Annotated in this window: 24 protein-coding genes; 10 read left to right on the top strand and 14 right to left on the bottom strand. The window is 72.5% G+C overall.

Features of this window, described 5'->3' with window-relative positions:
- Positions 1 to 5: 5 nt before the first annotated feature.
- From ureG to IE178_RS04530, 3 genes are all read left to right on the top strand, one after another.
- A complete protein-coding gene (gene ureG / locus IE178_RS04540; RefSeq protein ID WP_184762220.1) occupies positions 6 to 689 on the top strand; it encodes an urease accessory protein UreG in 684 nt (227 codons plus the stop codon).
- Complete coding sequence (locus IE178_RS04535) at positions 677 to 1,456, top strand: urease accessory protein UreD (protein ID WP_193511369.1); 780 nt, start codon at positions 677 to 679, stop codon at positions 1,454 to 1,456. Before ureG ends, IE178_RS04535 begins: the two co-directional genes overlap by 13 nt.
- Positions 1,457 to 1,575: 119 nt before the next feature.
- A complete protein-coding gene (locus tag IE178_RS04530) occupies positions 1,576 to 3,177 on the top strand; it encodes an alpha/beta hydrolase (protein WP_193511368.1) in 1,602 nt (533 codons plus the stop codon).
- 70 nt (positions 3,178 to 3,247) lie between these two features.
- Here the strand turns inward: IE178_RS04530 and IE178_RS04525 are convergent, their stop codons facing one another.
- Positions 3,248 to 3,973: a lysophospholipid acyltransferase family protein gene (locus tag IE178_RS04525; protein WP_193511468.1), complete on the bottom strand. Its 726-nt coding sequence runs from the start codon at positions 3,971 to 3,973 to the stop codon at positions 3,248 to 3,250.
- Between the two features lie 192 nt (positions 3,974 to 4,165).
- Between IE178_RS04525 and IE178_RS04520 the strand changes: the two genes are divergently transcribed.
- The gene (locus IE178_RS04520) at positions 4,166 to 4,621 is read left to right on the top strand and encodes an RpiB/LacA/LacB family sugar-phosphate isomerase (protein ID WP_193511367.1); all 456 of its coding nucleotides are present in this window, start codon (positions 4,166 to 4,168) and stop codon (positions 4,619 to 4,621) included.
- Positions 4,622 to 4,644: 23 nt separating this feature from the next.
- Here IE178_RS04520 and IE178_RS04515 read toward each other — a convergent pair whose 3' ends face one another.
- From IE178_RS04515 to IE178_RS04495, 5 genes are all read right to left on the bottom strand, one after another.
- Positions 4,645 to 5,874, bottom strand: a complete 1,230-nt coding sequence (locus tag IE178_RS04515; RefSeq protein ID WP_193511366.1) for a PP2C family protein-serine/threonine phosphatase — start codon at positions 5,872 to 5,874, stop codon at positions 4,645 to 4,647.
- 11 nt (positions 5,875 to 5,885) lie between these two features.
- On the bottom strand, positions 5,886 to 8,342 hold the full coding sequence (locus IE178_RS04510; RefSeq protein WP_184762215.1) for a SpoIIE family protein phosphatase: 2,457 nt from the start codon (positions 8,340 to 8,342) through the stop codon (positions 5,886 to 5,888).
- Between the two features lie 164 nt (positions 8,343 to 8,506).
- Complete coding sequence (rocD, locus tag IE178_RS04505; protein WP_184762214.1) at positions 8,507 to 9,733, bottom strand: ornithine--oxo-acid transaminase; 1,227 nt, start codon at positions 9,731 to 9,733, stop codon at positions 8,507 to 8,509.
- Positions 9,730 to 10,542, bottom strand: coding sequence for a dimethylargininase (gene ddaH, locus IE178_RS04500; protein WP_193511365.1), 813 nt, complete (start codon positions 10,540 to 10,542; stop codon positions 9,730 to 9,732). Before ddaH ends, rocD begins: the two co-directional genes overlap by 4 nt.
- A 124-nt stretch (positions 10,543 to 10,666) precedes the next feature.
- Positions 10,667 to 11,170 (bottom strand): Lrp/AsnC family transcriptional regulator, encoded by a 504-nt coding sequence (locus tag IE178_RS04495; RefSeq protein ID WP_184762212.1) that lies wholly within the window; start codon positions 11,168 to 11,170, stop codon positions 10,667 to 10,669.
- A 123-nt stretch (positions 11,171 to 11,293) separates the two neighbouring features.
- Here IE178_RS04495 and IE178_RS04490 point away from each other — a divergent pair, with 123 nt between their 5' ends.
- Genes IE178_RS04490 through IE178_RS04475 form a run of 4 tightly spaced genes read left to right on the top strand, consistent with a single transcriptional unit; the run spans position 11,294 to position 15,353 of the window.
- On the top strand, positions 11,294 to 12,049 hold the full coding sequence (locus tag IE178_RS04490) for a LytR/AlgR family response regulator transcription factor (RefSeq protein ID WP_184762211.1): 756 nt from the start codon (positions 11,294 to 11,296) through the stop codon (positions 12,047 to 12,049).
- Between the two features lie 12 nt (positions 12,050 to 12,061).
- The gene (locus IE178_RS04485) at positions 12,062 to 12,418 is read left to right on the top strand and encodes a hypothetical protein (RefSeq protein WP_193511364.1); all 357 of its coding nucleotides are present in this window, start codon (positions 12,062 to 12,064) and stop codon (positions 12,416 to 12,418) included.
- A gap of 20 nt (positions 12,419 to 12,438) precedes the next feature.
- A complete protein-coding gene (locus IE178_RS04480; protein ID WP_193511363.1) occupies positions 12,439 to 14,151 on the top strand; it encodes a sodium/solute symporter in 1,713 nt (570 codons plus the stop codon).
- Entirely contained in the window at positions 14,148 to 15,353 is a 1,206-nt protein-coding gene (locus IE178_RS04475) for a sensor histidine kinase (RefSeq protein WP_184762208.1), read from the top strand. The genes IE178_RS04480 and IE178_RS04475 overlap by 4 nt, the downstream gene beginning before the upstream one ends.
- Before the next feature lie 22 nt (positions 15,354 to 15,375).
- Here the strand turns inward: IE178_RS04475 and IE178_RS04470 are convergent, their stop codons facing one another.
- The 7 genes from IE178_RS04470 to IE178_RS04440 form a co-directional block, all read right to left on the bottom strand.
- On the bottom strand, positions 15,376 to 15,552 hold the full coding sequence (locus IE178_RS04470; RefSeq protein WP_030865508.1) for a membrane protein: 177 nt from the start codon (positions 15,550 to 15,552) through the stop codon (positions 15,376 to 15,378).
- A 13-nt stretch (positions 15,553 to 15,565) separates the two neighbouring features.
- Positions 15,566 to 17,374, bottom strand: coding sequence for a serine/threonine-protein kinase (locus IE178_RS04465; RefSeq protein WP_193511362.1), 1,809 nt, complete (start codon positions 17,372 to 17,374; stop codon positions 15,566 to 15,568).
- A 4-nt stretch (positions 17,375 to 17,378) separates the two neighbouring features.
- The gene (locus tag IE178_RS04460) at positions 17,379 to 18,713 is read right to left on the bottom strand and encodes a DUF6777 domain-containing protein (protein WP_318279855.1); all 1,335 of its coding nucleotides are present in this window, start codon (positions 18,711 to 18,713) and stop codon (positions 17,379 to 17,381) included.
- A gap of 200 nt (positions 18,714 to 18,913) precedes the next feature.
- The gene (locus IE178_RS04455; RefSeq protein ID WP_193511360.1) at positions 18,914 to 19,864 is read right to left on the bottom strand and encodes a cytochrome c oxidase assembly protein; all 951 of its coding nucleotides are present in this window, start codon (positions 19,862 to 19,864) and stop codon (positions 18,914 to 18,916) included.
- A gap of 105 nt (positions 19,865 to 19,969) precedes the next feature.
- Entirely contained in the window at positions 19,970 to 20,995 is a 1,026-nt protein-coding gene (locus IE178_RS04450; RefSeq protein WP_184762204.1) for a 6-phosphofructokinase, read from the bottom strand.
- 200 nt (positions 20,996 to 21,195) lie between these two features.
- Positions 21,196 to 21,924 (bottom strand): type 1 glutamine amidotransferase, encoded by a 729-nt coding sequence (locus IE178_RS04445; RefSeq protein ID WP_184762203.1) that lies wholly within the window; start codon positions 21,922 to 21,924, stop codon positions 21,196 to 21,198.
- Between the two features lie 24 nt (positions 21,925 to 21,948).
- Positions 21,949 to 23,187: a Mur ligase family protein gene (locus IE178_RS04440; protein ID WP_193511359.1), complete on the bottom strand. Its 1,239-nt coding sequence runs from the start codon at positions 23,185 to 23,187 to the stop codon at positions 21,949 to 21,951.
- Positions 23,188 to 23,334: 147 nt separating this feature from the next.
- On the opposite strand from IE178_RS04440, the gene def reads away from it, so the two are divergent.
- The gene (gene def, locus IE178_RS04435; protein ID WP_184762201.1) at positions 23,335 to 23,880 is read left to right on the top strand and encodes a peptide deformylase; all 546 of its coding nucleotides are present in this window, start codon (positions 23,335 to 23,337) and stop codon (positions 23,878 to 23,880) included.
- Positions 23,881 to 23,908: 28 nt separating this feature from the next.
- Here def and IE178_RS04430 read toward each other — a convergent pair whose 3' ends face one another.
- The gene (locus IE178_RS04430) at positions 23,909 to 24,550 is read right to left on the bottom strand and encodes a TetR/AcrR family transcriptional regulator (RefSeq protein ID WP_184762200.1); all 642 of its coding nucleotides are present in this window, start codon (positions 24,548 to 24,550) and stop codon (positions 23,909 to 23,911) included.
- Positions 24,551 to 24,722: 172 nt separating this feature from the next.
- Between IE178_RS04430 and IE178_RS04425 the strand changes: the two genes are divergently transcribed.
- A complete protein-coding gene (locus IE178_RS04425) occupies positions 24,723 to 25,949 on the top strand; it encodes an acyl-CoA dehydrogenase family protein (RefSeq protein ID WP_184762199.1) in 1,227 nt (408 codons plus the stop codon).
- Positions 25,950 to 25,970: the final 21 nt, after the last annotated feature.

Here is a 25,970-nt window from a genome sequence, read left to right as displayed (position 1 = left end):
GTCCCATGCATCTCGACCACACCCTCTCCCACGACGGGCCCGCCGCCGTCGGTGCCGACGTCCGTCGGCCCGACGGCTCGCGGCGGGCCCTGCGGATCGGGCTCGGCGGTCCCGTCGGGTCCGGGAAGACCGCGACCGTCGCCGCCCTCTGCAGGGCCCTGCGGGACGAGGTGTCCCTCGCCGTCGTCACCAACGACATCTACACCCGGGAGGACGCCGAGTTCCTGCTCCGCGAGGCCGTGCTGCCGCCCGAGCGGATCACCGCCGTCGAGACCGGGGCGTGCCCGCACACCGCGATCCGGGACGACATCTCCGCCAACCTCGAAGCCGTGGAGGACCTGGAGGACGAGGCCGGCCCGCTGGACCTGGTCCTCGTCGAGTCCGGCGGGGACAACCTGACCGCCACCTTCTCCAAAGGGCTCGTCGACGCGCAGATCTTCGTCATCGACGTGGCCGGCGGGGACGACATCCCGCGCAAGGGCGGCCCCGGGGTGACCACCGCCGACCTGCTGGTCGTCAACAAGACCGACCTCGCCCCCTACGTCGGCTCCGACCTCGCCCGCATGGCCGCCGACGCCCGGGCCCAACGGGCCCACCTCCCCGTGGTGTTCCAGTCGCTGCGCGACGGGGCCGGGGTGAAGGACGTCGCCGACTGGGTGCGGGAGCGGCTCGCCGCGTGGACGGCGTGACCACCGCCGGCGTACGGGCCGTCGCCCGCATCCGTGCCCGCGCCGACGGCCGGGGCGGGACCTGTCTGCCCGTGCTGGAGAGCGACGGGCCACTGGCGCTGCGGCGAACGCGGGGGAGCGGCACCGAGGCCCACGTCATGCTGGTCGGCGCCATGAGCGGCCCGCTCGGCGGGGACCACCTCACGGTGCGGGCGGACGTGGAACCGGGTGCCCGGCTCCGGGTCGGATCGGCCGCCGCCACCCTCGCCCTGCCGGGGCGGCACCGGGACGGGGCGCGCTACGACGTACGGCTCACCGTCGCCGCCGGCGGCGAACTGCACTGGCTGCCGGAACAGTTGATCTCCGTCAGCGGGAGTGACCTGCGCGTCTCCACCCGGGTCGACCTCGCACCCGGCGCCCGGCTCGTGCTGCGTGAGGAGCAGGTGCTGGGGCGGTCCGGGGAGCAACCGGGACGGCTCACCTCCCGTCTGACCGTGCGGATCGCGGGGCGCGCCGTCCTCGACCAGGAGCTGGCCTGTGGCCCCGGAGCCCCGGGCGGCTGGGACGGGCCGGCCGTGCTGGCCGGGCACCGGGCCGTCGGGCAACTCGTCGTAGTGCGCCCCGAGTTCGAGGAGAAACCGGTCGGTGCTGGAGTGCCGGCACAGGGGGCCGCCGTCCTGCCGCTCGCCGGCCCCGCCGTGCTGGTGACCGCCGTGGCGTCCGACGCGCTGAGGTTGCGGCGCCTCCTCGACGAGGCGCCGGCCTCCTTCACCCCCGCGTCCGATTGATGGAACCCCTTTATCCGGTTATCGGATTGGCAAAGAAGGGCCACCACCCCTGTTCTCAGGGACATCACAGCGGCGAGGATCCCCCGTACTCATCGCAACGATGCAGGGGGAGGCCCCACTTGAGGGACAGCAGACCGAAGAAGCGGACGGTGGCGCTCGGTTCGGCGGGAGTGCTCGTCACGGCGACGCTCATAGCCGGCGCCGTCGCGGCGCCCGCGGCGAACGCGACGGCGGACCCGCACCACGGCAAGGACCGCCAGGCCAGGGGGGTCGCCGTCGCCGCAGCCCGGGCCGCCGGGACCGGCATCGACTGGCAGGACTGCCCCGCCGACTGGAACCTGGCGAAGCCCATCCAGTGCGGCTGGGTCTCGGTGCCGCTGGACTACGCCAAGCCGTACGGCAAGCAGATCAAGCTCGCCGTCGACCGCATCGGCAACACCGGCACCGCCGACGAGCGTCAGGGCGCGCTCCTGTACAACCCGGGCGGTCCCGGCGGCTCCGGCCTGCGCTTCCCGGCCCGGGTCACCGGCAAGAACCCGGTCTGGGCCGACACGGCCAAGGCGTACGACTTCGTGGGCTTCGACCCGCGCGGCGTGGGCAAGTCCGCGCCCCTGTCCTGCGCCGACCCGCAGGAGTTCGTCAAGGCGCCCAAGATGGACCCGGTGCCCCGCTCCGAGGCCGACAAGCTCGCCCAGCGGGGGCTCGCCCGCGAGTACGCCGAGGGCTGCTACGAGCGCAGCGGCGAGATGCTGCCCCACATGACCACGCCGAACACCGCGCGCGACCTCGACGTCATCCGCGCCGCCCTCGGCGAGAAGAAGCTCAACTTCCTCGGCGTCTCCTACGGCACCTACCTCGGCGCCGTCTACGCCACCCTCTTCCCGGGCCACGTCCGCCGCATGGTCGTCGACAGCGTCGTCAACCCCTCCCGCGAGAAGATCTGGTACCAGGCCAACCTGGACCAGGACGTCGCCTTCGAGGGCCGCTGGAAGGACTGGCAGGACTGGGTCGCCGGGAACGACGCCACCTTCCACCTCGGCACCACCCGGGACGCCGTCCAGGCCCAGTGGCTGAAGCTGCGCGCCACCGCCGCGAAGGACCCGATCGGCGGGGTCGTCGGACCGGCCGAGCTCATCGGCTTCTTCCAGAGCGCCCCGTACTACGACTCCGCGTGGATCCCGGTCGCGACCGTCTTCAGCCAGTACGTCGCCGGCGACACCCAGGCGCTCGTCGACGCCGCCGCCCCCGACCTCTCCGACACCGCGGGCAACGCGGCCGCCGAGAACGGCAACGCCGTCTACACGGCCGTGGAGTGCACCGACGCCAAGTGGCCCACCAGCTGGCGGAAGTGGGACCGCGACAACACCCGGCTGCACCGCGACCACCCGTTCATGACCTGGGCCAACGCCTGGATGAACCTGCCGTGCGCCACCTGGCCGGTCAAGCAGCAGACACCGGTGGACGTCAAGTCCGGCAAGGGCCTGCCGCCGGTGCTGATCGTCCAGGCCGAGCGGGACGCGGCCACCCCGTACGGGGGCGCCGTCGAACTGCACCAGCGGCTCAGGGGCTCCCGCCTCGTCACCGAGCGGGACGCCGGATCCCACGGCGTCACCGGCCTGGTCAACCCCTGCGTCAACGACCGGGTCGACACCTACCTGCTCACCGGCGAGGTGGACCGGTCCGACGTGACGTGCGCACCGCACGCCACGCCGAAGCCGTAGCGCCGACGTCGTACGACACGGGGGGCGGCCGGAGTTCTCCGGCCGCCCCCCGTCCGGGTGGCCCCGGGAATCAGCTCAGCGGCATCTTCGGGAACCGGCGCCTGTCCTGCGCCCTGCGGTCGGCCTCCTCGGCCTTGGCGACGGCCGCGTACTGGTCGACGTACTCCTGCTCGGAGAGGCTGAGGATGGAGTACATGATCTCGTCGGTGACGGCGCGCAGGATGGCCTTCTCGTTCTCCATGCCCGCGTACCGCGAGAAGTCCAGCGGGGTGCCGAAGCGGATCACCACGGGGTGGATCCGGGGAATGACCTTGCCGGGCGGCTGGGCCTCGAAGGTGCCGATCATCGCGCACGGAATCACCGGGACGCCCGCCTTGAGGGCCATCACCGCGACACCGACCTTGCCCTTGTAGAGGCGGCCGTCGTGCGAGCGCGTCCCCTCCGGGTAGATGCCGAGCAGTTCCCCCGTGCTCAGCACCCCCAGGCCCTCCCGGATGGCGGCCTGCCCGGCGTCCTTGCCCGACCGGTCGACCGGAATCTGTCCGGCGCTGTGGAAGAAGAAGGCCGTCAGCCTGCCCTTGAGGCCGGGACCGGTGAAGTACTCCGCCTTGGCGAGGAAGGTGATGCGCCGCTTCAGCACGGCCGGCATCAGAAAGTGGTCGGAGAACGACAGATGGTTCCCCGCGACGATGGCGGCACCGGACGGCGGAACGTGTTCGAGGCCCTCTATTCGAGGCCGGAAGACCAGTCGCAGCAGCGGGCCCAGCAGCACGTATTTGAGCAGGTAGTAGAACAAGGGCACGCTCCTCGACTCCGGCGGACGGGCGGTGCCGCCGCGTTCCAGCAGGCCATCCGGCACGTCGCGGGGTGCCAGTCTAGGACCGGGCGGCGCGGCCCGACACCACCACGTCCGACGCGGTGGGAACGTAGGGTGTCGGACGACTGATCACCCGTCAGCGCACGTACCGCGGGGAGTAGGCTCGCAGGCATGAGGATCTCCGTCTCCTCCGACATGGACGAGCCCGTGGCCCGCGCCCTCCTCGCCGAGCTGCGCGAGCGCGGCCACGAGGTGCGCGCGCACGGCGCCCTGAGCCCCGGCGACGACCCGCGGTGGGCGTTCTGCTCGGAGGCGGCGGCCCGTGACGTCGCGGACGGGTCGGCCGACCAGGCGATCGTGTGCTGCTGGACCGGCACGGGCGCCTCGATCGTCGCGAACAAGGTGCCCGGAGTCCGCGCCGCCCTGTGCACGGACGCCTACACGGCGGACGGCGCGCGCCGCTGGAACGACGCCAACGTGCTCGCGCTCAGCCTGCGGCTGACATCCGGTCCGCTGCTGAACGAGATCCTCGACGCCTGGTTCGCCGGTGCGCCCAGCGACGATCCGGAGGACCGGCGCAACGTGGACCGCACGGCTCGGCTCGACCGGGCGCGCACCGAATCCTGACGCAGGGGTTCCCCGCCGGACGGTCACAGCCGTACGACGACCAGCGCCGTGTCGTCGGTGGCGCCGCCGGGCGGCAGCAGTTCCAGCAGCACGATGTCGGCGAGGGTCTCGGGGTCCTCCGTCCGGTGGCGGCGCAGGGACTCGGCGAGCCGGAGCAGACCGGTGTCGATGTCCTCCCGGCGCCGTTCGATCAGACCGTCGGTGTAGAGCACCAGGGTCGCCCCGGGGGTGAACGTCGTCGACGCCTCGGGCCTCGGCGTCGGCTCGGGGCGGGCGTCGAGCGGCGGGTCGGTGGCCTGGTCGAGGAACTCCACGCGTCCGTCGTGATGGAGCAGCACGGGCGGCGGATGGCCGGCACTGCTGTAGGTGATGGTCCGCCGGTCGAAGTCGATGAAGGTCGTCACCGCGGTCGCGGACTCGGCACCCTCCACCACATGGGCGTAACGGCCCACGACGTTCAGTGCCTGGGCGGGCCCGTCCGCCACCCGGGAGGCGGCACTCAGCGCGCTGCGCAGCTGGCCCATGACACCGGCCGCCGCCAGACCGTGCCCGACCACGTCGCCCACGGACACGCCGATCCGGTGCCCGCCCACCAGGTCGATCAGGTCGTACCAGTCGCCGCAGACGTTGAGCGCGCCCACCGCGGGCCGGTAGCGCACGGCGGCCCGGTGGTGGCCGACCTGCCGACGGGCGGACAGCATCGCCTCCTGCAGCGCCAGGGCCACCTCGCGCTCCCGGGCGTGCGCCTGGCGCAGCCGGTTGTTCAGCTCCTGCAGCTCACGGGCGCGCTGGTAGAGCTCGGCCTCCAGCACCCCACCCCGGTCCTCGCCCGTCCGGCTGCGGGCCCGGAGGAGCTCGGTGGCCTCCTCGATCCGGTGCACGATCAGCGCCACCTTCCCGTCGGGGCCGAACACCGGCGTGTTCACCGGGCTCCAGTAGCGCTCCTCCCACTCCCCGGGGCGCTCGGGGCTCTCGACGTCGTACCGCTGCACGGCCATGGTGTCGCGCTCACCGGTGGACAGCACCCGCAGCAGCGAGGCGCGCAGATGGTGCGCGCCCCCGGACTCCGGCTCCTTCGGGTTGTCCGGGAAGACGTCGAACAGGAAACGGCCCACCAGGTCCTCGCGCGAGCGCCCGGAACCGCGGACGAACGCCTCGTTGACGTCCGCGAACACCAGATCGGGGGTCAGCAGCGCCACCATGCCGGGAAGGGCCCGGTACACCGCCGCGTAGTCGATCGACGTCTCCGGCATGGGCCACCACCTCACTCCGGCGGCGCGGTCAGGGACTGCTCCGCCCAGATGATCTTCCCCTCGGGAACGAACCGCGTGCCCCACCGCTGGGCCAGCTGCGAGACCAGCAGCAGCCCGCGGCCGCCCTCGTCCATCGCCCGGGGATGCCGCAGATGGGGTGCGGTGGCGCCGCCGTCGAGCACCTCGCACACCAGCGCGCGCTCACGGATCAACCGCAGCCGCACGCGGCCGGTGGCGTGCCGGATGGCGTTGGTGACCAGTTCGCTGACGACCAGCTCCGTGGTGAAGACCAGCTCGTCCAGCCCCCAGTGGGCCAGCTGCCGGGTGGTGGTCTTGCGGGCCTCGGCCACCACGGAGGGATCCCCCGGCAGTTCCCAGACCGCGACCTGCCCCGGATCGAGACGCCTGGTGCGGGCCATCAGCAGGGCCACGTCGTCGTACGGCCGGGCCGGGACCAGCGCGTCGACCACGGCCCGGCAGCCCAGCTCGAGCGAGGTCGTGGACCCCTCCAGCGCCGCCCGCAGCCGCTCCCGGTCCGTTTCGGCGGGCCCGGACCCCTCGTGGGCCAGCAGACCGTCCGTGTGCAGGGCGAGCGTGCTGCCCTCGGCGAGGGACAGCTCCACCGCCTCGAACGGCGGTCCGCCCACCCCGAGCGCCGGGCCCTGCGGAAGGTCCACGAAGGTGACCGTGCCGTCGGGTGCCACCACGGCGGGCGCGGGATGGCCGGCGGCGGCCATCGTGCACTGCCCGTCCACCGGGTCGTAGACGACGTACAGGCACCCGGCCCCGATGGACTGGTCCGGGGCGTCCCCCGACTCCTGCCCGTCGCCCTCGTCCCTCGCCGAGCGGGCCGCCAGGTCGTCCAGATGGGCGAGCACCTCCTCGGGCGGCAGATCGATGGCGGCAAGCGTCCGTACGGCGGTCCGCAGTTGCCCCATGGCCGCGGCGGCGTCGATGCCGTGGCCCGGTACCTCGCCGACGACCAGCGCGACGCGGGCGCCGGACAGCGGGATGAGGTCGTACCAGTCGCCGCCCAGACCGGTCAGCTCGTCGGCCGGGCGGTAGCACGCGGACACCTCGACGGCGTCCTGCTCGGGCAGCCGGCGGGGCAGCAGATTGCGCTGCAGCACGAGGGCGGCGTCCCGCTCGCGGGTGTACCGCCGGGCGTTGTCCACGCAGACGGCGGCGCGGGAGACGAGGTCCTCGGCCAGATTGAGGTCGTCCTCGTCGAAGGGGTTCTCGCGGCGGCGCCGGAAGAACGTGGTGACGCCCAGGGTGATGCCCCGGGCCCGGATCGGGACGATCATCACGCTCTGCAGGCCCAGCTCCAAAAAGGTGGACTCCCGCTCGCCCGGGCCGCCCACGGCCCACTCCAGGGCGAGCGGGTCGAGCTGCTCCTTACGCCAGGACCGGCCCGAGGTCAGACAGCGCACCGGTGGGGATCCCGCCAGGTAGGCCACGACCGCCCCGGTCTCCACGACGGTCCGCGGCAGGTCCTCGTACAGCGACCGGTGGCCCGCGCGGCGCAGCGACACCTGGTCGGACTCGGCGAGCGGTCCGGGCGGGAGCTCGGCGCCCCGCAGCACCGTCTCCAGCAGGTCCACGATGACGAAGTCCGCGAGACCCGGCACCGCGACGTCCGCCAGCTCCTGCGCCGTGATCATGATGTCCAGGGTGCGGCCGATGCGCTCGCCCGCCCGGTCGAGCAGGGCCAGGCGCTCACGCGCGCGGTGCCGCTCGGTGACGTCCACGACGGTGTAGTAGACGCCCATGGGACGGCCCCGCTCGTCGTCGAGGCGGGTGAACGACAGCATGTGCGCGGTCTCGCGCAGCGGCGCCGAGCGTACGCGGCCGACGTGCTCGTAGCCGACGACCTGTTCACCCGTGTCCAGCACGTGCCGCAACTGCGCCTCGAAGGCCTCGGCGTTCAGACCCGGCTGGACGTCCGCGAACCGCAGGCCCAGGCGGCGCGGGGCCGGACCGCCGCCGAACTGTTCCAGCGCCGCGTTGGACCACACGTAGCGCAGATCCGTGTCCACGACGGCGATGCCGATCGACGTGCCGGCCACCATCTGCTCCAGCACGCTGCGGCTCATGTCCCAGCCGGCGGAGCCGGCCAGCTCCGACAGCAGCACCAGCAGCGACGAACGGCCCTGCGGCTCCACGGCCGGCGTGATCCGCACCATCACGGGGACCGGCCGCCCCTGCCGGTGCCGGGCCGTCATCAGCCCCGCCCAGTCGCCGTCCGACCGGCACCGCTCGACCAGGTCCGGCACCCGCTCGGCGTCCTCGGGCATCAGCAGCTCGGCGAACTTGCGGCCCACCACCTCGGACGCGCGGTAGCCCAGCAGCCGCTCGGCCCGGACGGTCCAGCTCGCCACCATGCCGTGCGGATCGAGCAACAGGGGAACGGCGTCGGCCACATCGAACCCCTGCCGGGCAACGTTGTGCTCCTTGTGTCCGCCCACGGCCGACCTCTCTGTCGCTGAGAGTGGTCTACCCCCTCTTGTCCCCATCCTCACCCTTGGCAGGTGCCCAGGGCTCCCCGGACGCGCACCACCGGTGAACGACCCGGGCGGCACCGCACCGCCGCCCCGCCGGGCACTCGGCGGGGCGGCGGCGGCGCGGTGCGTCAGGTCCGCTGGACGAGTACCTTCTCCAGCGTGCGCAGGGCGCCCTGGAGCTCCTCCGCCGTGATGGTCAGGGGCGGGGCCAGACGGATGGTGGAACCGTGGGTGTCCTTGACCAGGACGCCCTCCCGCATGAGGCGCTCGCTGATCTCGCGCCCCGTGCCGAGTGCCGGGTCGACGTCCACCCCCGCCCACAGGCCGCGGGAGCGGAAGCCGACGACGCCCTCGCCGACGAGCGACCGCAGGCCCTCGCGCAGGATCCCGCCCAGTTCCGCCGCCCGGCGCTGGAACTCGCCCGTCTCCAGCAGCTCCACCACGGCCGTACCGACGGCGGCGGCCAGCGGATTGCCGCCGAAGGTCGACCCGTGCTCACCGGGGTGCAGCACCTCCAGCACCTCCCGCCGGGCGACCACCGCAGACACCGGGACGATGCCGCCGCCCAGCGCCTTGCCGAGCAGGACCACGTCCGGGACGACCGCCTCGTGGTCCACGGCGAGCGTGCGGCCCGTCCGCCCCAGCCCGGACTGGATCTCGTCCGCGACGAACAGACACCCCGCGCGGCGCGTCAGCTCCCGCACCCCGGCCAGATAGCCGTCGTCCGGGACGATCACGCCCGCCTCGCCCTGGACGGGCTCGATCAGCACCGCGGCCGTCGTCTCGTCGACCGCCGCCTCCAGCGCCGCGAGATCGTTGTAGGGGACCACCCGGAAGCCCGGGGTGAACGGGCCGAACCCGGCGCGCGCGACCTCGTCCGTGGAAAAGCTCACGATCGTCGTCGTTCGGCCGTGGAAGTTGTCCGCCGCCACCACGATCGTCGCCCGGTCGGCCGGGACGCCCTTCACGTCGTAGGCCCACTTGCGGGCCACCTTCACACCGCTCTCCACCGCCTCGGCGCCGGTGTTCATGGGCAGCACCATGTCCAGACCGGTCAGCGCGGCCAGCCGCTCCGCGAACTCCGCGAGCCGGTCGTTGTGGAACGCGCGCGAGGTCAGCGTCAGCCGGTCCAGCTGGCGGTGCGCCGCCTCGATCAGCGCCGGATGCCGGTGGCCGAAGTTCAGCGCCGAGTAGCCGGCCAGCATGTCGAGGTAGCGCCGGCCCTCCACGTCCTCCACCCACGCGCCCTCCGCGCGGGCGACGACCACGGGCAGTGGGTGGTAGTTGTGCGCGAGGACCGGCTCCTCAGCGCCGATCAGCTCGGCGGACGAACGCGTACGGACGGCAGAGGTCATGAGCGGATCTCCTGAGTGCAGCACTTGATGCCCCCGCCCGCCTTGTGGAACTCGGACAGGTCGACGGGGACGGGGACGTAGCCGCGGTCGGCGAGCTGGGCGGTGAGGGCCGTGGCCCCCGGCGAGACGAACACATGGCGTCCGTCGGAGACGGAGTTCAGACCGAACGCCATCGCGTCCTCGCGCGTCGCGAGCACCGCGTCCGGGTACAGCCGGGCGAGCACCTCGCGGCTGCCCGGCGAGAACGCCTCCGGGTAGTACGCGATGTTCTCCTCGTCCAGCACGAACAGCGCCGTGTCCAGGTGGTAGAAGTACGGATCCACCAGGGTCAGGCCGATCACCGGCACACCGAAGAACTCCTGCACCTCACGGTGCGCCTGGCGCGTGGTGCGAAAGCCGGTGCCGGCGAGGATCCAGCGTCCGGCCGGCACCAGGTCGCCCTCGCCCTCGCACACCGACTCGGGGTAGTGGACCTCGTAGCCCTCGGCCTTGAACCAGGACTCGTACGGCACGGACTCCGGGCGCCGCTCGGGCGCGAGGAAAAGGGAGCCGAAGACGCGGCCCTCGACGACGACCGCCGCGTTCGCGGCGAACACCATGTCGGGCAGTCCGGGTTCCGGCTTCACGTTCTCCACGGTATGTCCGTGGTCACGGTATGTGTCGACCAGCGTCCGCCACTGACGCCGGGCGAGTGGGACGTCCACGGGTCGGTCGGGACGCATCCAGGGGTTGATCGCGTACCGCACGGCGAAGTGTCTGGGTTCGCAGACGAGGTATCGCCGCCGGGACGCCACACGGGAGTCGGGCACAGAGGGGTTCCTCCGCTTCCATGCGGTGCCGACGGGGGGTGCCTCCACGGTAGGAACCGACCGAGACGGGCGACAAGGAACGGGAGCTGCGTGTTCGCGCAGGAATGCTGCGCGTTTGCGCCGTTCAGCGCACGTCTGCTGCGTCCTCCGGCGCGGGCTGACTCACTCCCGCCTCAGGACTGTCCGGCAGCAGATGGGACAGCACCATCACGCTGATCGTCTTGCGGATGAACGGCTCCTGGCGGATCCGCTCCAGCACCTCCTCGAAGTGCTCCACGTCCCGCGCCCGCACGTGCAGCAGCGCGTCCGCGCCCCCGGTCACCGTCATCGCCGCGGCGATCTCCGGATGGTTGCGCACCACCTCCGCCAGCCGCCGGGGCGGCGCCGCGCCCTCGCAGTACACCTCGACATACGCCTCCGTGCGCCAGCCCAGCGCCGACGGCCGCACCGTCGCCGTGAACCCGGTGATCACCCCGGTCTCGCGCAGCCGGTCGACCCGGCGCTTGACCGCCGTCGACGACAGGCCGATGGCCGCGCCGATCTCGGCGAACGACGTCCTGGCGTTCGCCATCAGAGCCGTGACGATCTTCCGGTCGAGCTCGTCGAACGGGGTGGGCCTGCTGTTCATGCGGGCACTGTATCCAGCGCCCGGCCGGCGTCGTCCACGCCGCCGGCCGACCACCGTATCCGGCGGGAACGCCCCTGTCCGGCACATGTCCAGACGTGGGAATCACCCCTACACTCCACGTTCATGCTGCGCGCCCTCGCCGTCGACGACGAACGTCCCTCGCTGGAGGAACTGCTGTACCTGCTGAACGCGGACCCGCGCATCGCCGGCGCCGAGGGCGCCGGCGACGCCACCGAGGCGCTGCGCCGCATCAATCGCGCCCTGGAGTCGGGACCCGACGGGCCCGAGGCCATCGACGTCGTCTTCCTCGACATCCAGATGCCCGGCCTCGACGGCCTCGACCTCGCCCGGCTGCTCACCGGGTTCGCCCGGCCGCCGCTCATCGTGTTCGTCACCGCCCACGAGGACTTCGCCGTCCAGGCCTTCGACCTCAAGGCCGTCGACTACGTGCTCAAACCCGTGCGCAAGGAGCGGCTGGCCGAAGCCGTGCGCCGGGCCGCCGCCCAGCGCGGCACCGCCCCGCGCATCCCCGTGCACGAACCCGACCCCGACCACATACCCGTCGAGCTCGGCGGCGTGACCCGCTTCGTCGCCGTCGGCGACATCACCCACGTCGAGGCCCAGGGCGACTACGCCCGCCTGCACACCGACCGCGGCAGCCACCTCGTACGCATTCCCCTGTCCACCCTGGAGGAGCGCTGGCGCTCCCGCGGCTTCGTCCGCATCCACCGCCGCCATCTGGTCGCCCTGCGCCACATCGCCGAGCTCCGGCTCGACACGGGCACCGTGAGCGTCCTGATCGGCTCGGAGGAACTCCAGGTCAGCAGGCGGCACGCGCGCGAACTGCGCGACCTGCTGATGCGCCGGACCACGAGTTAGGGGGCGGCAGCCATGCCTCAGGAACCGACCGAACGCCGTGTGGTCGTCACCGGCCCGCCCCGCCGTGCCCGGCAGGCCTCCGGCTACTACCGTCCGCGCACCGAGATCGACGAGCAGACCACCCTCGGCCACACCTACGTCCGCTCGCTGATGCGCATCCAGCTGCGCACCGGCCTGACCGTGTTCGCCGTCCTCGCCCTGCTCGTAGGACCGCTGCCGCTGGTCTTCGCCGCCGCCCCGGACGGCCGCCTGGAGTGGGCGATCCTCGGCTTCGGGCTGTACCCGCCGCTGGTCCTGCTCGCCCGCTGGTACGTGCGCCGCGCCGAACGCAACGAACGCGACTTCGTGCGGCTCGTCGAGGACCGCTGAGACCGGGGACCACCAGCACCGTGAACTACACCTATGCCGTCCCCGCCGTCGCACTCGTGGTCCTGGCGACCGTCCTCGTCGGCGCCTTCGGCCTGCGCGTCTCCCGCACCACCTCCGACTTCTACGTCGCCTCCCGCACCGTCGGCCCCCGCCTCAACGCCGCCGCCATCAGCGGCGAGTACCTCTCCGCCGCCTCCTTCCTGGGCATCGCGGGACTCGTCCTCGTCCAGGGCCCGGACATGCTCTGGTACCCGGTCGGCTACACCGCGGGCTACCTGGTCCTGCTGCTGTTCGTCGCCGCACCGCTGCGCCGCTCCGGCGCCTACACCCTGCCCGACTTCGCCGAGGCCCGGCTCGCCTCGCACGCGGTGCGGCGGCTCGCGGGCGCCTTCGTCGTCGGCGTCGGCTGGCTGTACCTGATGCCGCAGCTCCAGGGCGCCGGGCTCACCCTGACGGTGCTCACCGGCGCGCCCGACTGGCTCGGCGGGGTGATCGTCGCCGTCGTGGTGACCGTCATCGTCGGCGCGGGCGGCATGCGCAGCATCACCTTCGTGCAGGCCTTCCAGTACTGGCTGAAACTCACCGCCCTGCTCGTCCCCGCCCTCTTCCTGGTCCTCGCCTGGCAGAGCGACGGAGCCCCCCGCCACGCCTTCGACGAGCCGGCCGCCTTCCGCGAACAGCGGGTGGTCCTGGTCGACGACACCCTCGACCTCCGCCTCGACAAGCTGCTCACCGTGACCGTGGACGGAACCGTCGACGGCCGCGCCCACGACGGCACCGAACTCCGCCTGCCCGTCGGCACCCACCGCATCGACGGCGGCACCCGGCTCACCTTCGCCGAGGGCGCCGAGGTCCCCGCCGCCGGGCGCGGCGCCGACGACGCCCTGTCGCCCTCCCGCGCCGAGTCCCGCGAGGAACGCCCGCTGTACGCCACGTACGGGCTGATCCTCGCCACCTTCTTCGGCACCATGGGCCTGCCGCACGTCGTGGTGCGCTTCTACACCAGCCCGCACGGTGTCGCCGCCCGCCGCACCACCGTCGCGGTCCTCGGCCTCATCGGCGCCTTCTACCTCCTCCCGCCGGTCTACGGCGCGCTGGGCCGCCTGTACGCCCCCGAGCTCACGCTCACCGGCGACGCGGACGCCGCCGTCCTGCTCCTGCCCGGCCGGATGATCGGAGGAACGGGCGGCGACCTCCTCGGCGCGCTGGTCGCCGGGGGCGCCTTCGCCGCCTTCCTGTCGACGGCCTCCGGGCTCACCATGGCCGTGGCGGGCGTGCTCACCCAGGACGTCCTCCCCTCGCGCGGCGTACGGCACTTCCGGCTCGGCACCGTGCTCGCGATGGCCGTCCCGCTGGGGGCGAGCGCCCTGGTCGGGGGACTGCCGGTGGCCGACGCCGTGGGGCTCGCCTTCGCCGTGTCGGCCTCGTCGTTCTGCCCGCTGCTCGTCCTCGGCATCTGGTGGCGCCGGCTGACCCCGCCGGGCGCGGCCGCCGGGATGCTGGTGGGCGGCGGCTCCGCGTTCGTCGCCGTCGCCGCGACCATGGCCGGCTATCCGGGCGAGGGCCCCCTGCACGCCCTGCTCGCCTGGCCCGCGCTGTGGTCGGTGCCGCTGGGGTTCCTCACCATGATCCTGGTGTCCCTGGCCACCCCCGGCCGGGTGCCGCCCGGAACGGCCGCGGTACTGGCCCGTTTCCACCTGCCGGAGGAACTGCGTACGGAGGTGTCCGCATGAGCGGTTTCCTCGCCGGTCTGCTCGTCGCCGTCCTGCCCCTGCTGGCCGCCGGGTTCTGGCTGGGCCGGCGGACCGCCCGGCCCACCAGCCTCGCCGGACTCGGCACCCCCGTCGAGCACGCCACCTTCGAGACCCTGCACACCGCCTCCCTGGCCACGCCCCCGCTCCGCGCCGGCCTGACGGAGGAGGCCGCCGGCAAATCCGCCCGCAAACTGCGCTCCCTGCTGGGCACGGACGCCCTGTGCCTCACCGACCGCGAGCGGGTCCTCGCCTGGGACGGCGCCGGCGCCCACCACCGCGCCGAGATCATGGAACGTCTCACCGGCCCCCTCGACACCGGCCGCGGCGAGGCCTTCCCGCTGACCTGCGACACCCCCGACTGCGCGGTGCGCTGGGCGGTCGTCACCCCGCTCACCGTCGACGACCGGGTGCACGGTGCGCTCGTCGCCTGCGCGCCCCGCGAGTCGGCGGTGCTGGTCCGGGCCGCCGGGGAGGTCGCCCGCTGGGTCTCCGTCCAGCTCGAACTCGCCGACCTCGACCAGTCCCGCACCCGTCTCATCGAGGCCGAGATCAGGGCGCTGCGGGCCCAGATCTCCCCGCACTTCATCTTCAACTCGCTCGCCGTGATCGCCTCGTTCGTCCGCACCGACCCCGAGCGGGCCCGCGAACTGCTGCTGGAGTTCGCCGACTTCACCCGCTACTCGTTCCGCCGGCACGGCGACTTCACCACGCTCGCCGACGAACTCCACGCCATCGACCACTATCTGGCACTGGTGCGGGCACGCTTCGGCGACCGCCTCTCCGTGACCCTGCAGATCGCCCCCGAGGTGCTGCCGGTCGCCCTGCCCTTCCTCTGCCTCCAGCCGCTCGTGGAGAACGCCGTCAAACACGGCCTGGAAGGCAAGGCCGGCACATGCCACATCCAGATCACGGCACAGGACGCCGGAGCGGAGGCCCTGGTCGTCATCGAGGACGACGGCGCCGGCATGGACCCCGGCCTGCTGCGCCGCATCCTGGCCCGCGAGGTCAGCCCCACCGGCGGCATCGGACTCTCCAACGTCGACGACCGGCTCCGTCAGGTCTACGGCGACGACCACGGCCTGGTCATCGAGACCGCCGTGGGCGCGGGCATGAAGATCACCGTCCGGCTGCCGAAGTACCAGCCGGGCGTCCATCTGGCCGGGCGGCTCACCCCGAGGTGAGTCCGCCCGCCCCACATGCTCCTCAGGTGCTGCGTGTGGCGACCATCCCCAGGGTGATCAGGCCCAGGACGACCCAGCCGAACCACAGCCAGCCGTTGCTGCCGAGCGCCACCGTGTAGGCCGTCACGGCGACGAGACCGCCGACGGTGAGCACTCCCATGGTCTTCGTCGACGTCGAACCGTTCGTGGAACCGGGCATCGCAACACCCTCCTCATTCGGCTCCCTCCATGGTGCCCCGGTTCTGCCGCCTTACGGTGCACACGACGAGATGTGTGCCGGATTTCCAGGGCCCCTCACTGGTCCACGACCCGGCCTCGTGGACCGACGGATCGAAGCCGTAGTCACGCGGCGGCACGTCCCGCGCGCACGCCGCGTCGGACTCCGTGCGCGCCTCGGCGAGCGTGACGTCCTCGCCCAGCCGGGTGAACCCGAGCACCTGCTCGTCGTACCGCCCGCCGCACGGCACCAGCCGGACCTCCCGCCGGGACCGCACGTCCAGGCAGTCCCGCCGCTGCATCGTCGCGGTGTCGGCGAACGCGGTCCCGAACCGGCGCCGTTCCCCGAGGGGCCCGTACACCGGTCCGTGCGCCCCCAGCACCAGACAGGCGGTGCGCCGCCCGGCCGCCTCGAACCCGTCCGCCGTCGGTACGACCGCCAGACCGCGTACGTCCGCCAGCCGGCCGCGCAGCTCCCGCGTGCGCTCCTCGCAGTGGGCCGGGCCCCGCTCCCGGGCCTCCTCGTCCGAGGCGGCCTCCACCAACGCCACGACCTGCCCGTCGGGCACCTTGTTCGCGCAGGTGGTGTCGACGGTCAGCCGGGGCGTGCCGGTGAACCGGGTGCCGCCGGGCCAGTCGGCCAGCACGCAGTCGCCCTCCTTCAGCGGCTTCACCAGCCCGACGGCCCGGCCGTACGGCACCGCCGTCCCGCCGGCGCCGCCCTCCCGGCCGGCCAGGGCGTACCAGGCCCCGCCCAGGGCCAGCACCAGGCCCAGCCCACCGGCGAGGACGGCGCGCAGGGCGTGCGGGCGGGGGCGGCGGCGCGTACCGGTGGCGGCGGGGACGTGGGCGTCCGGCCGGGGCGCGGGGTGCGCGGAGGCGTCCCACGGCGGCTGGGACCCCAGGTCCGTCTGCGTCCGCGCGTACGCGTCCGACTGGGGAGTGACGATCCGCGCCAGCTCGGTCTCCACCTCCCGCGCCGTCGTCCGCAGGTCCGGATCCTTGGTGAGCAGCCCCCGCAGCACCGGCTCCAGCGCGCCCGCCCGCACCGGCGGCAGCGGGTCCTCCATGACCACCGCGGTGATCGACGCCAGGGGGGACTCCCGCTCGAACGGCCCGCGGCCTTCCACCGCCTGGTACAGCGTGCAGCCCAGCGAGAACAGGTCGGCCGCGGGCGTGGGCGGGCCGCCGGTGGCCCGTTCCGGCGCCAGGTAGCCCGCGGTGCCGACCAGCACGGACGCCATGGTGTACCGCGTCTCCCCGGTGTCCGGCTGTACGGAGATGCCGTAGTCGGTGAGCAGGACCCGCCCGTACGGCGAGCCGGTGCGGTCCGGCGCGAGCAGGATGTTCGCCGGTTTCACGTCCCGGTGCATCACGCCCCGCTCGTGCCCGGCGGTCAACGCGTCCAGCACCGCCAGCCCGATCCGGGCGCAGTCGGCGGGGGCGAGCGGACCACTCCGGGCGAGCAGCTCCCGCAGGTCGACCGCGCCCGCGACGTACTCCATGACGATCCACGGCAGCCCCTCGTGCTCCAGCACGTCGTGCACGGTCACCACGTGCGGATGACCGCGCAGACCGGCCGCGTGCCGGGCCTCCGCGCGCGCCCGGGCGACCCGGGCCTCGCGTTCTTGGCCGGGCTCGGCCGGATCGCCGAACACGATCTCCTTCAGCGCGACCTCGCACGCCAGCCGCTGGTCGTGGGCGAGCCAGACGTGCCCCATGCCGCCGCCGCCCAGCCGGTGCAGCAGCAGATAGCGGCCGGCGATCACCCGGCCCACTCCCGACGTCGGTGGTCCTGAGGGCATCCGGTCACTCCCGGGTTCGGCGCTCAGCGGGGGCGCTCTCGGTGGACGCTTCGGAGGCGGCGGGTTCGCCGGTGGCCGGAGGGCTGCTCGCGGGTGTGCCGGTCACCGGCGGGGGCGCGGTGCTGGTGACCGGGCCGGCGGGCGGCGGGGAGGAGGCGGTGGTCCTGGGCGGCGGCTCGGCCGAGCCGGGCGGCGGGGAGCCGGTCCCGGGGACTTCGGGACGGGTCGGAGGTGGCGTGGGACTGTCCTTCTCAGGCGGCGTGGACTCGGTCCCGGTGCTCGGTGCAGGCGGCGGCGGGGACGTGGGCCCCGGTGTCCCGCTCGGCGACCCCGGCCGCTCGGACCCCGTCGGCCCGGACGACGACGGGGGTGGCGAGGACCGAGGCGAGGACGGCGGAGAGGACGGCGCCGACGGGGACCGCGGATCCTCCGTCGCCGGCGGCGACGTCGAACCCGGGGGAGTGCTCCCGCCACCGGACGCACCCCCGTCCGTGTCCTCCGCCACGCTCAGCGTGACGTACGCCCCGAACCGCAGCTCGGCGCCGGCCGCCGGATCGGAAGCGGTGACCCGCGCGCCGTCCGGCGGCAGCTCCTGCCCGTCGTGGGCGACCGCCAGCCCCCGCCCGGCCAGCCGCCGGCTCGCCTCACCGAAGGTGGTCCCGATGAGCTTCGGCACCGCCCGTCGTTCGCGTGTGTCGAAGGCGGAGTCCTCCTCGCCGGACGTCCCCACGGGTCGTTCGACGCCCCGGCCGGGGTCCTCGACGTCGACGAGAGCGATGCGCTCCAGTTTCCGGGACGCGGGCCGCACCACCACGACCTCGGAACGGTCGTAGCCCTTCCACTGCTCGTTCCCGTCGTCGAACGTGACGGAAATCCTGCTCTTGTCCCCCTCGAAGGGCCGCAGCGGATTTCCGCACGAACACTTCACCGCCGGCAGCCCCCGCTCGTCGACCAGAATCGCGATTCCCGCCTGGAGCAGCGCATTGAAGGGAACAGCCTTTCCCTTTTTGTAGTCGTGATTCTTCACGAGCGTGTCGTGACGCAGGAGAACAGGGGTGAGCCGGTCGAGATACGCGGGTATCTCCGCCGTCGTCCGGAGATCGAGCGCCCGCGTCCAGGCCCGCGCCTTGCGGTCGTTGCGCGGCTCGGCGAGATACCGCTTCAGCCGCTCGACGTCGCAGAGCGTGTCCTGCCCGGTGCCGCCGTACAGACCGGGTGTGTCCCCCTGCTGCAGGCCGCCGTGGGCCGGCCGCGACCGCACGTCGGCGTCCCGCCCGAGTCCACTGGCCTCGTCGAAGAACGGCGCCAGGGAAGCGGTTCCCGCGGCGACCGCCTTCACATCGAACAAAGGTGTGGCCGAATTGCACCCACTGGCGGCCAGAAACAATAACGACAGGACGGCGATCATCCGAATCGCAGACTTTCCCGCCCTGCGCGTGAACGCACGAAGTTCCATCACCGCTCCCCCCGGCGGTCCCCCTGACGCATCATGCTACTGGAGGAAATTGCCCGTTCAAGGGGACTCGGGAAACAGGGAATTCAGTTCCCGCGTGCGTGCAGTGAGGCCAGATAGGCGTTGTACGCCTCGAGTTCCTGGTCACCGTCCCGGTCGGCGGCGCGGTCCTTGCGCCTGGCCTGCCGCTGGTCCGAGGCGTACCACTGGAACAGCAGCGCGAGCAGTACCAGCACGGAGGGAACCTCGCTGAACGCCCAGGCGATACCGCCGGCCGCGTTCTGGTCCGACAGCGCCTCGATCCCCAGTGAGCCGGGCGGATTCTCGAACGTGGTGACCATCGGGGTCGACGCCATCATCAGCGCGATGCCGAAGAACGCGTGGAACGGCATGCCCGCGAACAGCTCCAGCATCCGCATCAGGTAGCCCGGCCGGTGCGGGCCCGGGTCCACGCCCATGATCGGCCAGAAGAAGACCAGTCCGACGGCGAGGAAGTGCACCATCATCGCGATGTGCCCCGTCGTGGAGCCCATGAGGAAGTCGAACAGCGGGGTGAAGTACAGGCCGTACAGGCTCGCGATGAACAGCGGGATGGTGAACACCGGGTGGGTGACGATCCGCAAGTAGCGGCTGTGCAGCAGCATCAGCAGCAGCTCGCGCGGCCCCTTGCGGCCCCGCCCGGCCGGCGGCAGTGCGCGCAGGGCCAGGGTGATCGGGGCGCCCAGCAGGATCAGGATCGGCGACACCATGCTGATCACCATGTGCTGGACCATGTGCACGCTGAACATGACCATGCCGTAGTCGTTCAGCTTGGTGCACATCATGAGCCCGATGCTCAGCACACCGGCGAAGAACGCGACGGTCCGCCCCACCGGCCACTTGTCGCCACGCCGCACCAGGCGCGCCACACCCCAGCCGTACAGGGCCAGCCCCAGCAGGCAGGCGATGAGGAAGAAAGGGTCCGCCGACCATACGAGCCCTCGCCCCAGCGTGAACGGCGGCAGATCCGTCGTCATGCCGTGCCCGCTGTGATCCATCCGCCGGCTCCTGCTTCGTGGGGGTTGTGCGTTGTCTGTCCGCACCAGAGTAGAACCGCCCCCGGCCGCGACCGCGACCGGGGGCGGGCTTGAACCGCTCAGGCGCTACAGGACGCACTCCGCCTCGGCGTACCGCTCCTGCGGCACCGTCTTCAGCGTCTCCACGGCCTCGGCCAGCGACACCATCACGATGTCCGTCCCGCGCAGCGCGGTCATCCTGCCGAACTCGCCGCGGTGCACCGCCTCCACCGCGTGCCAGCCGAACCGCGTGGCCAGCACCCTGTCGTACGCCGTCGGGGTGCCGCCGCGCTGGACGTGCCCGAGGATCACCGGACGCGCCTCCTTGCCGAGCCGCGACTCCAGCTCCAGGGAGAGCTGCCGGGCGATCCCGGCGAACCGCTCATGACCGTAGACGTCCTTGCCGCCCTCGTCGAAGTCCATCGTCCCGGCCTTCGGCTTGGCGCCCTCCGCGGCGACCACGATCGCGAACCGCTTGCCGGCCGAGAACCGCTCACCGACCTTCGCGGTCAGCTCGTCGATGTCGAAGGGCCGTTCGGGTACGACGATGGCGTGCGCGCCGGCCGCCATGCCGGAGTGCAGCGCGATCCAGCCGGTGTGACGGCCCATGACCTCCACGATCAGCACCCGCTGATGGGACTCGGCGGTGGTCTTCAGCCGGTCCAGGGCCTCGGTCGCCACCCCGACGGCCGTGTCGAAGCCGAAGGTGACGTCCGTGACGGCGATGTCGTTGTCGATGGTCTTCGGCACGCCCACTATCGGCAGGCCGTTGTCCGACAGCAGCCGGGCCGCCTTCAGCGTGCCCTCACCGCCGATCGGGATGATCGCGTCGAGGCCGAGTTCCGCCACGTGCCCCCTGGCCCGCTCCACACCGTCCCGCAGATGCTCGGGACGCACCCGGGAGGAGCCGAGGATGGTGCCGCCGCGGGCGAGGATGCCGCCCACCGCGTCGAGGTCGAGCTTGAGGTAGTCGCACTCCAGGAGGCCCTTCCACCCGTCCCGGAAGCCGATGACCTCGTCGCCGTGGTCGACGACGGCACGGTGCACGACGGACCGGATGACGGCGTTCAGGCCGGGGCAGTCGCCGCCGGACGTGAGGACACCAATGCGCATAGCCCGAAACAACCTTCTCGATGTGGGCCGGGACCGGACCGCGCTGTCCGGCTCGATCCCCGCCACCCTAGCGGCATCCGGGGGCCGGGCCGCACCCCGCGTCCGCCTGCTGGACGACCCCGCTCACCTGTGCGGAGCAGCCGTCAGACGGGCCCCTCACGCCCGTCCGGCACCCGGATGTCCGCAGGGGCGCGGACGCCTCACGCGGGCTGCTGCGCCGCCGCGATGCGCTCGTCGCGCAGCGCCTCGTACCAGCGGTCGTCGGTCGGCGGCAGCGCGTTGACGTCGAGCGCCAGCTTCAGCAGCAGGTCCGCGATCAGCGGGTTGCGGGCGAGCACGGGACCGTGCATGTACGTGCCGAAGACGGTGTCGTTGAACGCGCCCTCCGTGCCGTCCCCGGTGCCGTTGCCGTTGCCGAAGCGCACCTGGGCGAGCGGGCGGGCGGTGGGGCCCAGATGGGTGACGCCCTGGTGGTTCTCGAACCCGGTCAGCGGCGGCAGGCCGAGCCGGGGGTCGATGTCCCCCAGCACGTCGCCCACGCACCGGTCGCCCTCACCGCGCACCGAGACCACGTCGAGCAGCCCGAGGCCGGGCTCGCGCTGGCCGAGGTCGTTGATGAACTCGTGGCCGAGGATCTGGTAGCCGGCGCACACCGAGAAGACGATCGCGCCGTTCTCCACCGCCCGGTGCAGACCGCCGTCCCGGCGCAGCCGCTCGGCGGCCAGCCGCTGCGGACGGTCCTCGCCGCCGCCGATCAGGTAGATGTCGCCGGAGGTCGGGATCGGCTGGTCGCTGCGCACGTCGAGCCGTGCCACGTCCAGGCCGCGCTGCCGGGCCCGGCGCTCCACGACGAGAGCGTTGCCCTGGTCGCCGTACGTGCTGAGCAGATCCGGGTAGATCCAGACGATCCGCAGCTGGTTGTCGCTCACTTCAAGTCCCCTGAGGTGTCGTGATCAGTTGCCGACGCGGCGGCGCAGATCCTGGAACGCGGTGTAGTTGGCGATGACCTCGATCCGGCCCGGCGGGCACATCTGCACCGCCTGGTCGACGTTCTCGCAGACCTGGAACTGCTGGTTCGCGACCTCCAGGCGCACCGCGAGGTCCAGCTTCCGGTCGCCGATGACGCAGATCGGGTGGCCGGTCAGCCGCGTGTAGTCGACGTCCCACAGCCAGGAGGTGTCGGTGCCGTCGGCGCCGCGCGCGTTCACCGAGAGGATCACCGGGGTCGGCGGCGGGTCGATCAGGGAGAACGTCTCGAGCCAGCCCGCGGGGTTCTTGGCGAGCAGCAGGCGCAGGTCACGGCCCTCGAACTGGACGACGTCGTAGCGTCCCGCCACGGCCTGCACCTGGTACATGCGCTCCAGGGCGACCTGCGGCGGCACGCCGAAGACGGCGGCGACGGCCGCGGAACTCGCGGCGTTGGCCTTGTTGGCGCGGCCCGGCAGCTGCAGGTGGATCGGCCAGGCCGAGCCGTGCGGGTCGAGGACGTGGTCGCCGGAGAGCGCCCAGCTCGGGGTCGGCCGGCGGAAGCCGCACTCGCCGCAGAACCAGTCGTCGCCCGGGCGCTGCATCACACCGCCGCAGGAGGGGCAGGACCAGGCGTCGTCCTTCCACATCTGCCCGGCGGCGACCCAGATCACATTGGGGGAGGACGACGCGGCCCACACCACCAGCGGGTCGTCGGCGTTGGCGACGATGACCGCCTTGGAGCCGGCCAGGCCCTCGCGCCAGTTCTCCGCGAGCATACGGGTCTCGGCCGCGCGGTCCAGCTGGTCACGGGAGAGGTTGAGCAGGGCGATGCACTTGGGATCGGTGTCCCGGGCCACGCCCGCCAGATACTTCTCGTCGACCTCGATGACGCCGAACTTCGCGTCCGATCCGCCGGCGAGCGCCGAGGTGATGCCGGCCGGCATGTTGGCGCCGAGCGCGTTGGACACGACGGGGCCCGCGGCCCGCAGGGCCTCGGCGATGAGCCGCGTGGTGGTGGTCTTGCCGTTGGTCGCCGAGACCAGGACGCAGTCCAGGTTCTGCGCCAGTCTTGCCAGGAGATCGGGGTCGAGTTTGAGTGCCACCCGGCCGCCGATCACCGAACCGCTGCCGCGCCCGGCGGCGCGGGATGCCGCTGCGACCGCCTTGCCCGCGGTCACGGCCAGCTTGGCCCGCGGCGTGAGCGGGTCCGAGTTGCCTGCCATCAGTTCTCGATCCTCCTTGCGTACGCGCCGCGTCTGTGCCTGACGGCCACGTGGTGTGGACCTCAGCCTATCGAGATCCATTCGCACTCCAGAACCGCGGCACCACCGTGAGACGGGCGTTGCTGGAAGGACCGTACTCTTGCCGCCATGCGACACGGCTCCATCCCCGGCGTCCACGGACGTGTGCGGCCCCTGACCCTGCTCGGCGACCCGGTGCTGCACGCACCCTGCCGGGAGGTCACCGACTTCGGTCCCGAACTGGCCCGCCTGGTGGAGGACTTGTTCGCGACGATGTACGCGGCCCAGGGGGTCGGCCTGGCCGCGAACCAGGTGGGTGAGCCGCTCAGGGTGTTCGTGTACGACTGCCCGGACGACGAGGACGTCCGGCACCGGGGCCATGTGGTGAACCCGAGGCTGGTCGAGACCGACGGGGTGGTGCTGCGCGGCCCGGAGGGCTGTCTGTCCCTGCCCGGCCTGGAGGCGGGGACGGAGCGCCACGACCACGCCGTCGTCGAGGGCTTCACGGTGACCGGCGAACCGGTCACCGTCCACGGCACCGGCTTCTTCGCCCGGTGTTTGCAGCATGAGTGCGACCATCTGGAGGGCCGGATCTACGCCGACCGGCTGACGGGGTGGCGGCACCGCAGGCTCATGCGCCAGGCCGGCCGTGCTGCCTGGAACCGGCCGGGATGAGGAGCGGAGGACCGTCCGGGCCGAGCCTTCAGAACCCCGGTCCGCCGACCTTGTCGCCCGCCGCCGCCAGCCGCCCCCACAGCAGGTCGGCCAGACTGCGCACCAGCTCGGCCCGGGGACAGGGCCGTTCGCCGAGCCACCAGTCACCGGCCGCGTGCATCATGCCGACGATGCCGTGCCCCCACACCCGGGCCAGCTGGTGTCCGGCCGGTCCGAGGTCCAGCCGGGCCTCGATCACCTGGGCCAGTTCCTCGCCCATGCGGCGCAGCAGCGGCGCCGAGTGCTTGCCGACGTCGAATCCCTGGTCGCTCTGCGACCCCTCCGCCGGGTGCATCAGGAACCGGTACACCTGGGGGCGCGCCTCGATCGCCGAGAGATAGGTGTCCAAGGTGGCCTCCACCCGCTCGCGCCGGCCCGCCGGGGCGTCGAGCGCGGCGCGCAGCGAATCCAGCAACGCGTCGGTGTGCCGCTTGGCCAGAGCGGCGTAGAGTCCTCCCTTGTCACCGAAGTGCCGGTAGAGAATCGGCTTGGTGATGCCGGCCTCGGCGGCGATCGCGTTCATCGAGGCCTGCGGGCCGTCGCGCAGCACCACTCGGTCGGCGGCCTCCAGCAGCTCGCGCCGCCGTCGGTCGGCGGACCGCTGCTGATCGGTCCGCTGCGTGGTCTCCATGAGTTCTCCCCACCCGTGCTGATTCGGTGACGCCTGCGCAAACTAACACTGAAGCCGCCCCGGGCATCGAACGGGATGCCGACCGGTCCTGGGGAGTTGACTTTTCCTACCCATCAGTAACAGACTCGGGTTACCGCAAGTAACATGCACGTGCGTCGCCGCTGGAGGGGACATGGCCGAGTTCACCATGGAGCTCAACGACGAACAGAAGGAGGTCCGGGACTGGCTGCACGGCTTCGCCGCCGATGTGATCCGCCCCGCGGCCGCCGAATGGGACGAGCGCGAGGAGACTCCCTGGCCGGTCATCCAGGAAGCCGCCAAGGTCGGCATCTACTCCCTGGACTTCTACGCCCAGCAGTACTTCGACGCAAGCGGCCTCGGCATCCCCATGGCGATGGAGGAGCTGTTCTGGGGCGACGCGGGCATCGCCCTGTCGATCGTGGGCACCGGCCTCGCCGCCGTCGGCGTCCTCGCCAACGGCACCGAGGAGCAGATCGGCACCTGGATCCCCCAGATGTACGGCGACGCGAACGACGTCAAGGTCGCCGCGTTCTGCTCCTCCGAGCCCGACGCCGGCTCCGACGTGGCCTCCATGCGCACCCGCGCGGTGTACGACGAGGCCAAGGACGAGTGGGTGCTCAACGGCACCAAGACCTGGGCGACCAACGGCGGCATCGCCAACGTCCACGTCGTGGTCGCGGTCGTCGACCCGGAGCTCGGCTCCAAGGGCCACGCCTCCTTCATCATCCCGCCGGGCACCCGGGGCCTCGCCCAGGGGCAGAAGTTCAAGAAGCACGGCATCCGCGCCTCCCACACCGCCGAGGTCGTCCTGGACGACGTCCGGGTCCCCGGCTCCTGCCTGCTCGGCGGCAAGGAGAAGCTGGACCAGCGCCTCGCCCGCGCCCGCGAGAAGGCCAAGAAGGGCGGCGAGCGCGTCAAGAACGCCGCGATGGCCACCTTCGAGGCGTCCCGCCCGGCGGTCGGCGCCATGGCGGTGGGCACCGCCCGCGCCGCGTACGAGGTCGCCCTCGACTACGCGACCACGCGCGAGCAGTTCGGCCGCCCGATCATCGACAACCAGGGCGTCGCCTTCCAGCTCGCCGACATGCGCACCCAGATCGACGCCGCCCGTCTGCTGGTGTGGCGCGCCTCGTGGATGGCGATCAACGGCAAGCCGTTCACGGCGGCCGAGGGCTCGATGTCCAAGCTGTTCGCCAGCGAGACGGCCAAGAAGGTCACCGCCCAGGCGATACAGATCCTCGGCGGCAACGGCTACACCCGCGAATACCCGGTCGAGCGCATGCACCGCGACGCCGCGATCTACACCATTTTCGAAGGTACGAGCGAGATCCAGCGCCTGGTGATCGCCCGCACCCTGTCGGGCATGCCCATCCGCTGAGGCGGCCACAAGGACGACCCG

Origin of the sequence: Streptomyces griseoloalbus (assembly GCA_014650015.1) — a bacterium.
Taxonomy (GTDB): domain Bacteria; phylum Actinomycetota; class Actinomycetes; order Streptomycetales; family Streptomycetaceae; genus Streptomyces; species Streptomyces griseoloalbus.
This window is presented reverse-complemented; position numbering and strand designations above follow the sequence as displayed.

Bases quoted from the DNA above. Each gene is read 5' to 3' on its own strand.
- def (WP_184762201.1), top strand. From the start codon at position 23,335: ATGCGACACGGCTCCATCCCCGGCGTCCACGGACGTGTGCGGCCCCTG.
- IE178_RS04485 (WP_193511364.1), top strand. From the start codon at position 12,062: ATGCCTCAGGAACCGACCGAACGCCGTGTGGTCGTCACCGGCCCGCCC.
- IE178_RS04490 (WP_184762211.1), top strand. From the start codon at position 11,294: ATGCTGCGCGCCCTCGCCGTCGACGACGAACGTCCCTCGCTGGAGGAA.
- IE178_RS04465 (WP_193511362.1), bottom strand. From the start codon at position 17,374: ATGCCCTCAGGACCACCGACGTCGGGAGTGGGCCGGGTGATCGCCGGC.
- IE178_RS04440 (WP_193511359.1), bottom strand. From the start codon at position 23,187: ATGGCAGGCAACTCGGACCCGCTCACGCCGCGGGCCAAGCTGGCCGTG.
- IE178_RS04430 (WP_184762200.1), bottom strand. From the start codon at position 24,550: ATGGAGACCACGCAGCGGACCGATCAGCAGCGGTCCGCCGACCGACGG.
- IE178_RS04455 (WP_193511360.1), bottom strand. From the start codon at position 19,864: ATGGATCACAGCGGGCACGGCATGACGACGGATCTGCCGCCGTTCACG.
- IE178_RS04450 (WP_184762204.1), bottom strand. From the start codon at position 20,995: ATGCGCATTGGTGTCCTCACGTCCGGCGGCGACTGCCCCGGCCTGAAC.
- IE178_RS04475 (WP_184762208.1), top strand. From the start codon at position 14,148: ATGAGCGGTTTCCTCGCCGGTCTGCTCGTCGCCGTCCTGCCCCTGCTG.
- IE178_RS04515 (WP_193511366.1), bottom strand. From the start codon at position 5,874: ATGCCGGAGACGTCGATCGACTACGCGGCGGTGTACCGGGCCCTTCCC.
- IE178_RS04520 (WP_193511367.1), top strand. From the start codon at position 4,166: ATGAGGATCTCCGTCTCCTCCGACATGGACGAGCCCGTGGCCCGCGCC.
- rocD (WP_184762214.1), bottom strand. From the start codon at position 9,733: ATGACCTCTGCCGTCCGTACGCGTTCGTCCGCCGAGCTGATCGGCGCT.
- ureG (WP_184762220.1), top strand. From the start codon at position 6: ATGCATCTCGACCACACCCTCTCCCACGACGGGCCCGCCGCCGTCGGT.
- IE178_RS04495 (WP_184762212.1), bottom strand. From the start codon at position 11,170: ATGAACAGCAGGCCCACCCCGTTCGACGAGCTCGACCGGAAGATCGTC.
- IE178_RS04425 (WP_184762199.1), top strand. From the start codon at position 24,723: ATGGCCGAGTTCACCATGGAGCTCAACGACGAACAGAAGGAGGTCCGG.
- IE178_RS04470 (WP_030865508.1), bottom strand. From the start codon at position 15,552: ATGCCCGGTTCCACGAACGGTTCGACGTCGACGAAGACCATGGGAGTG.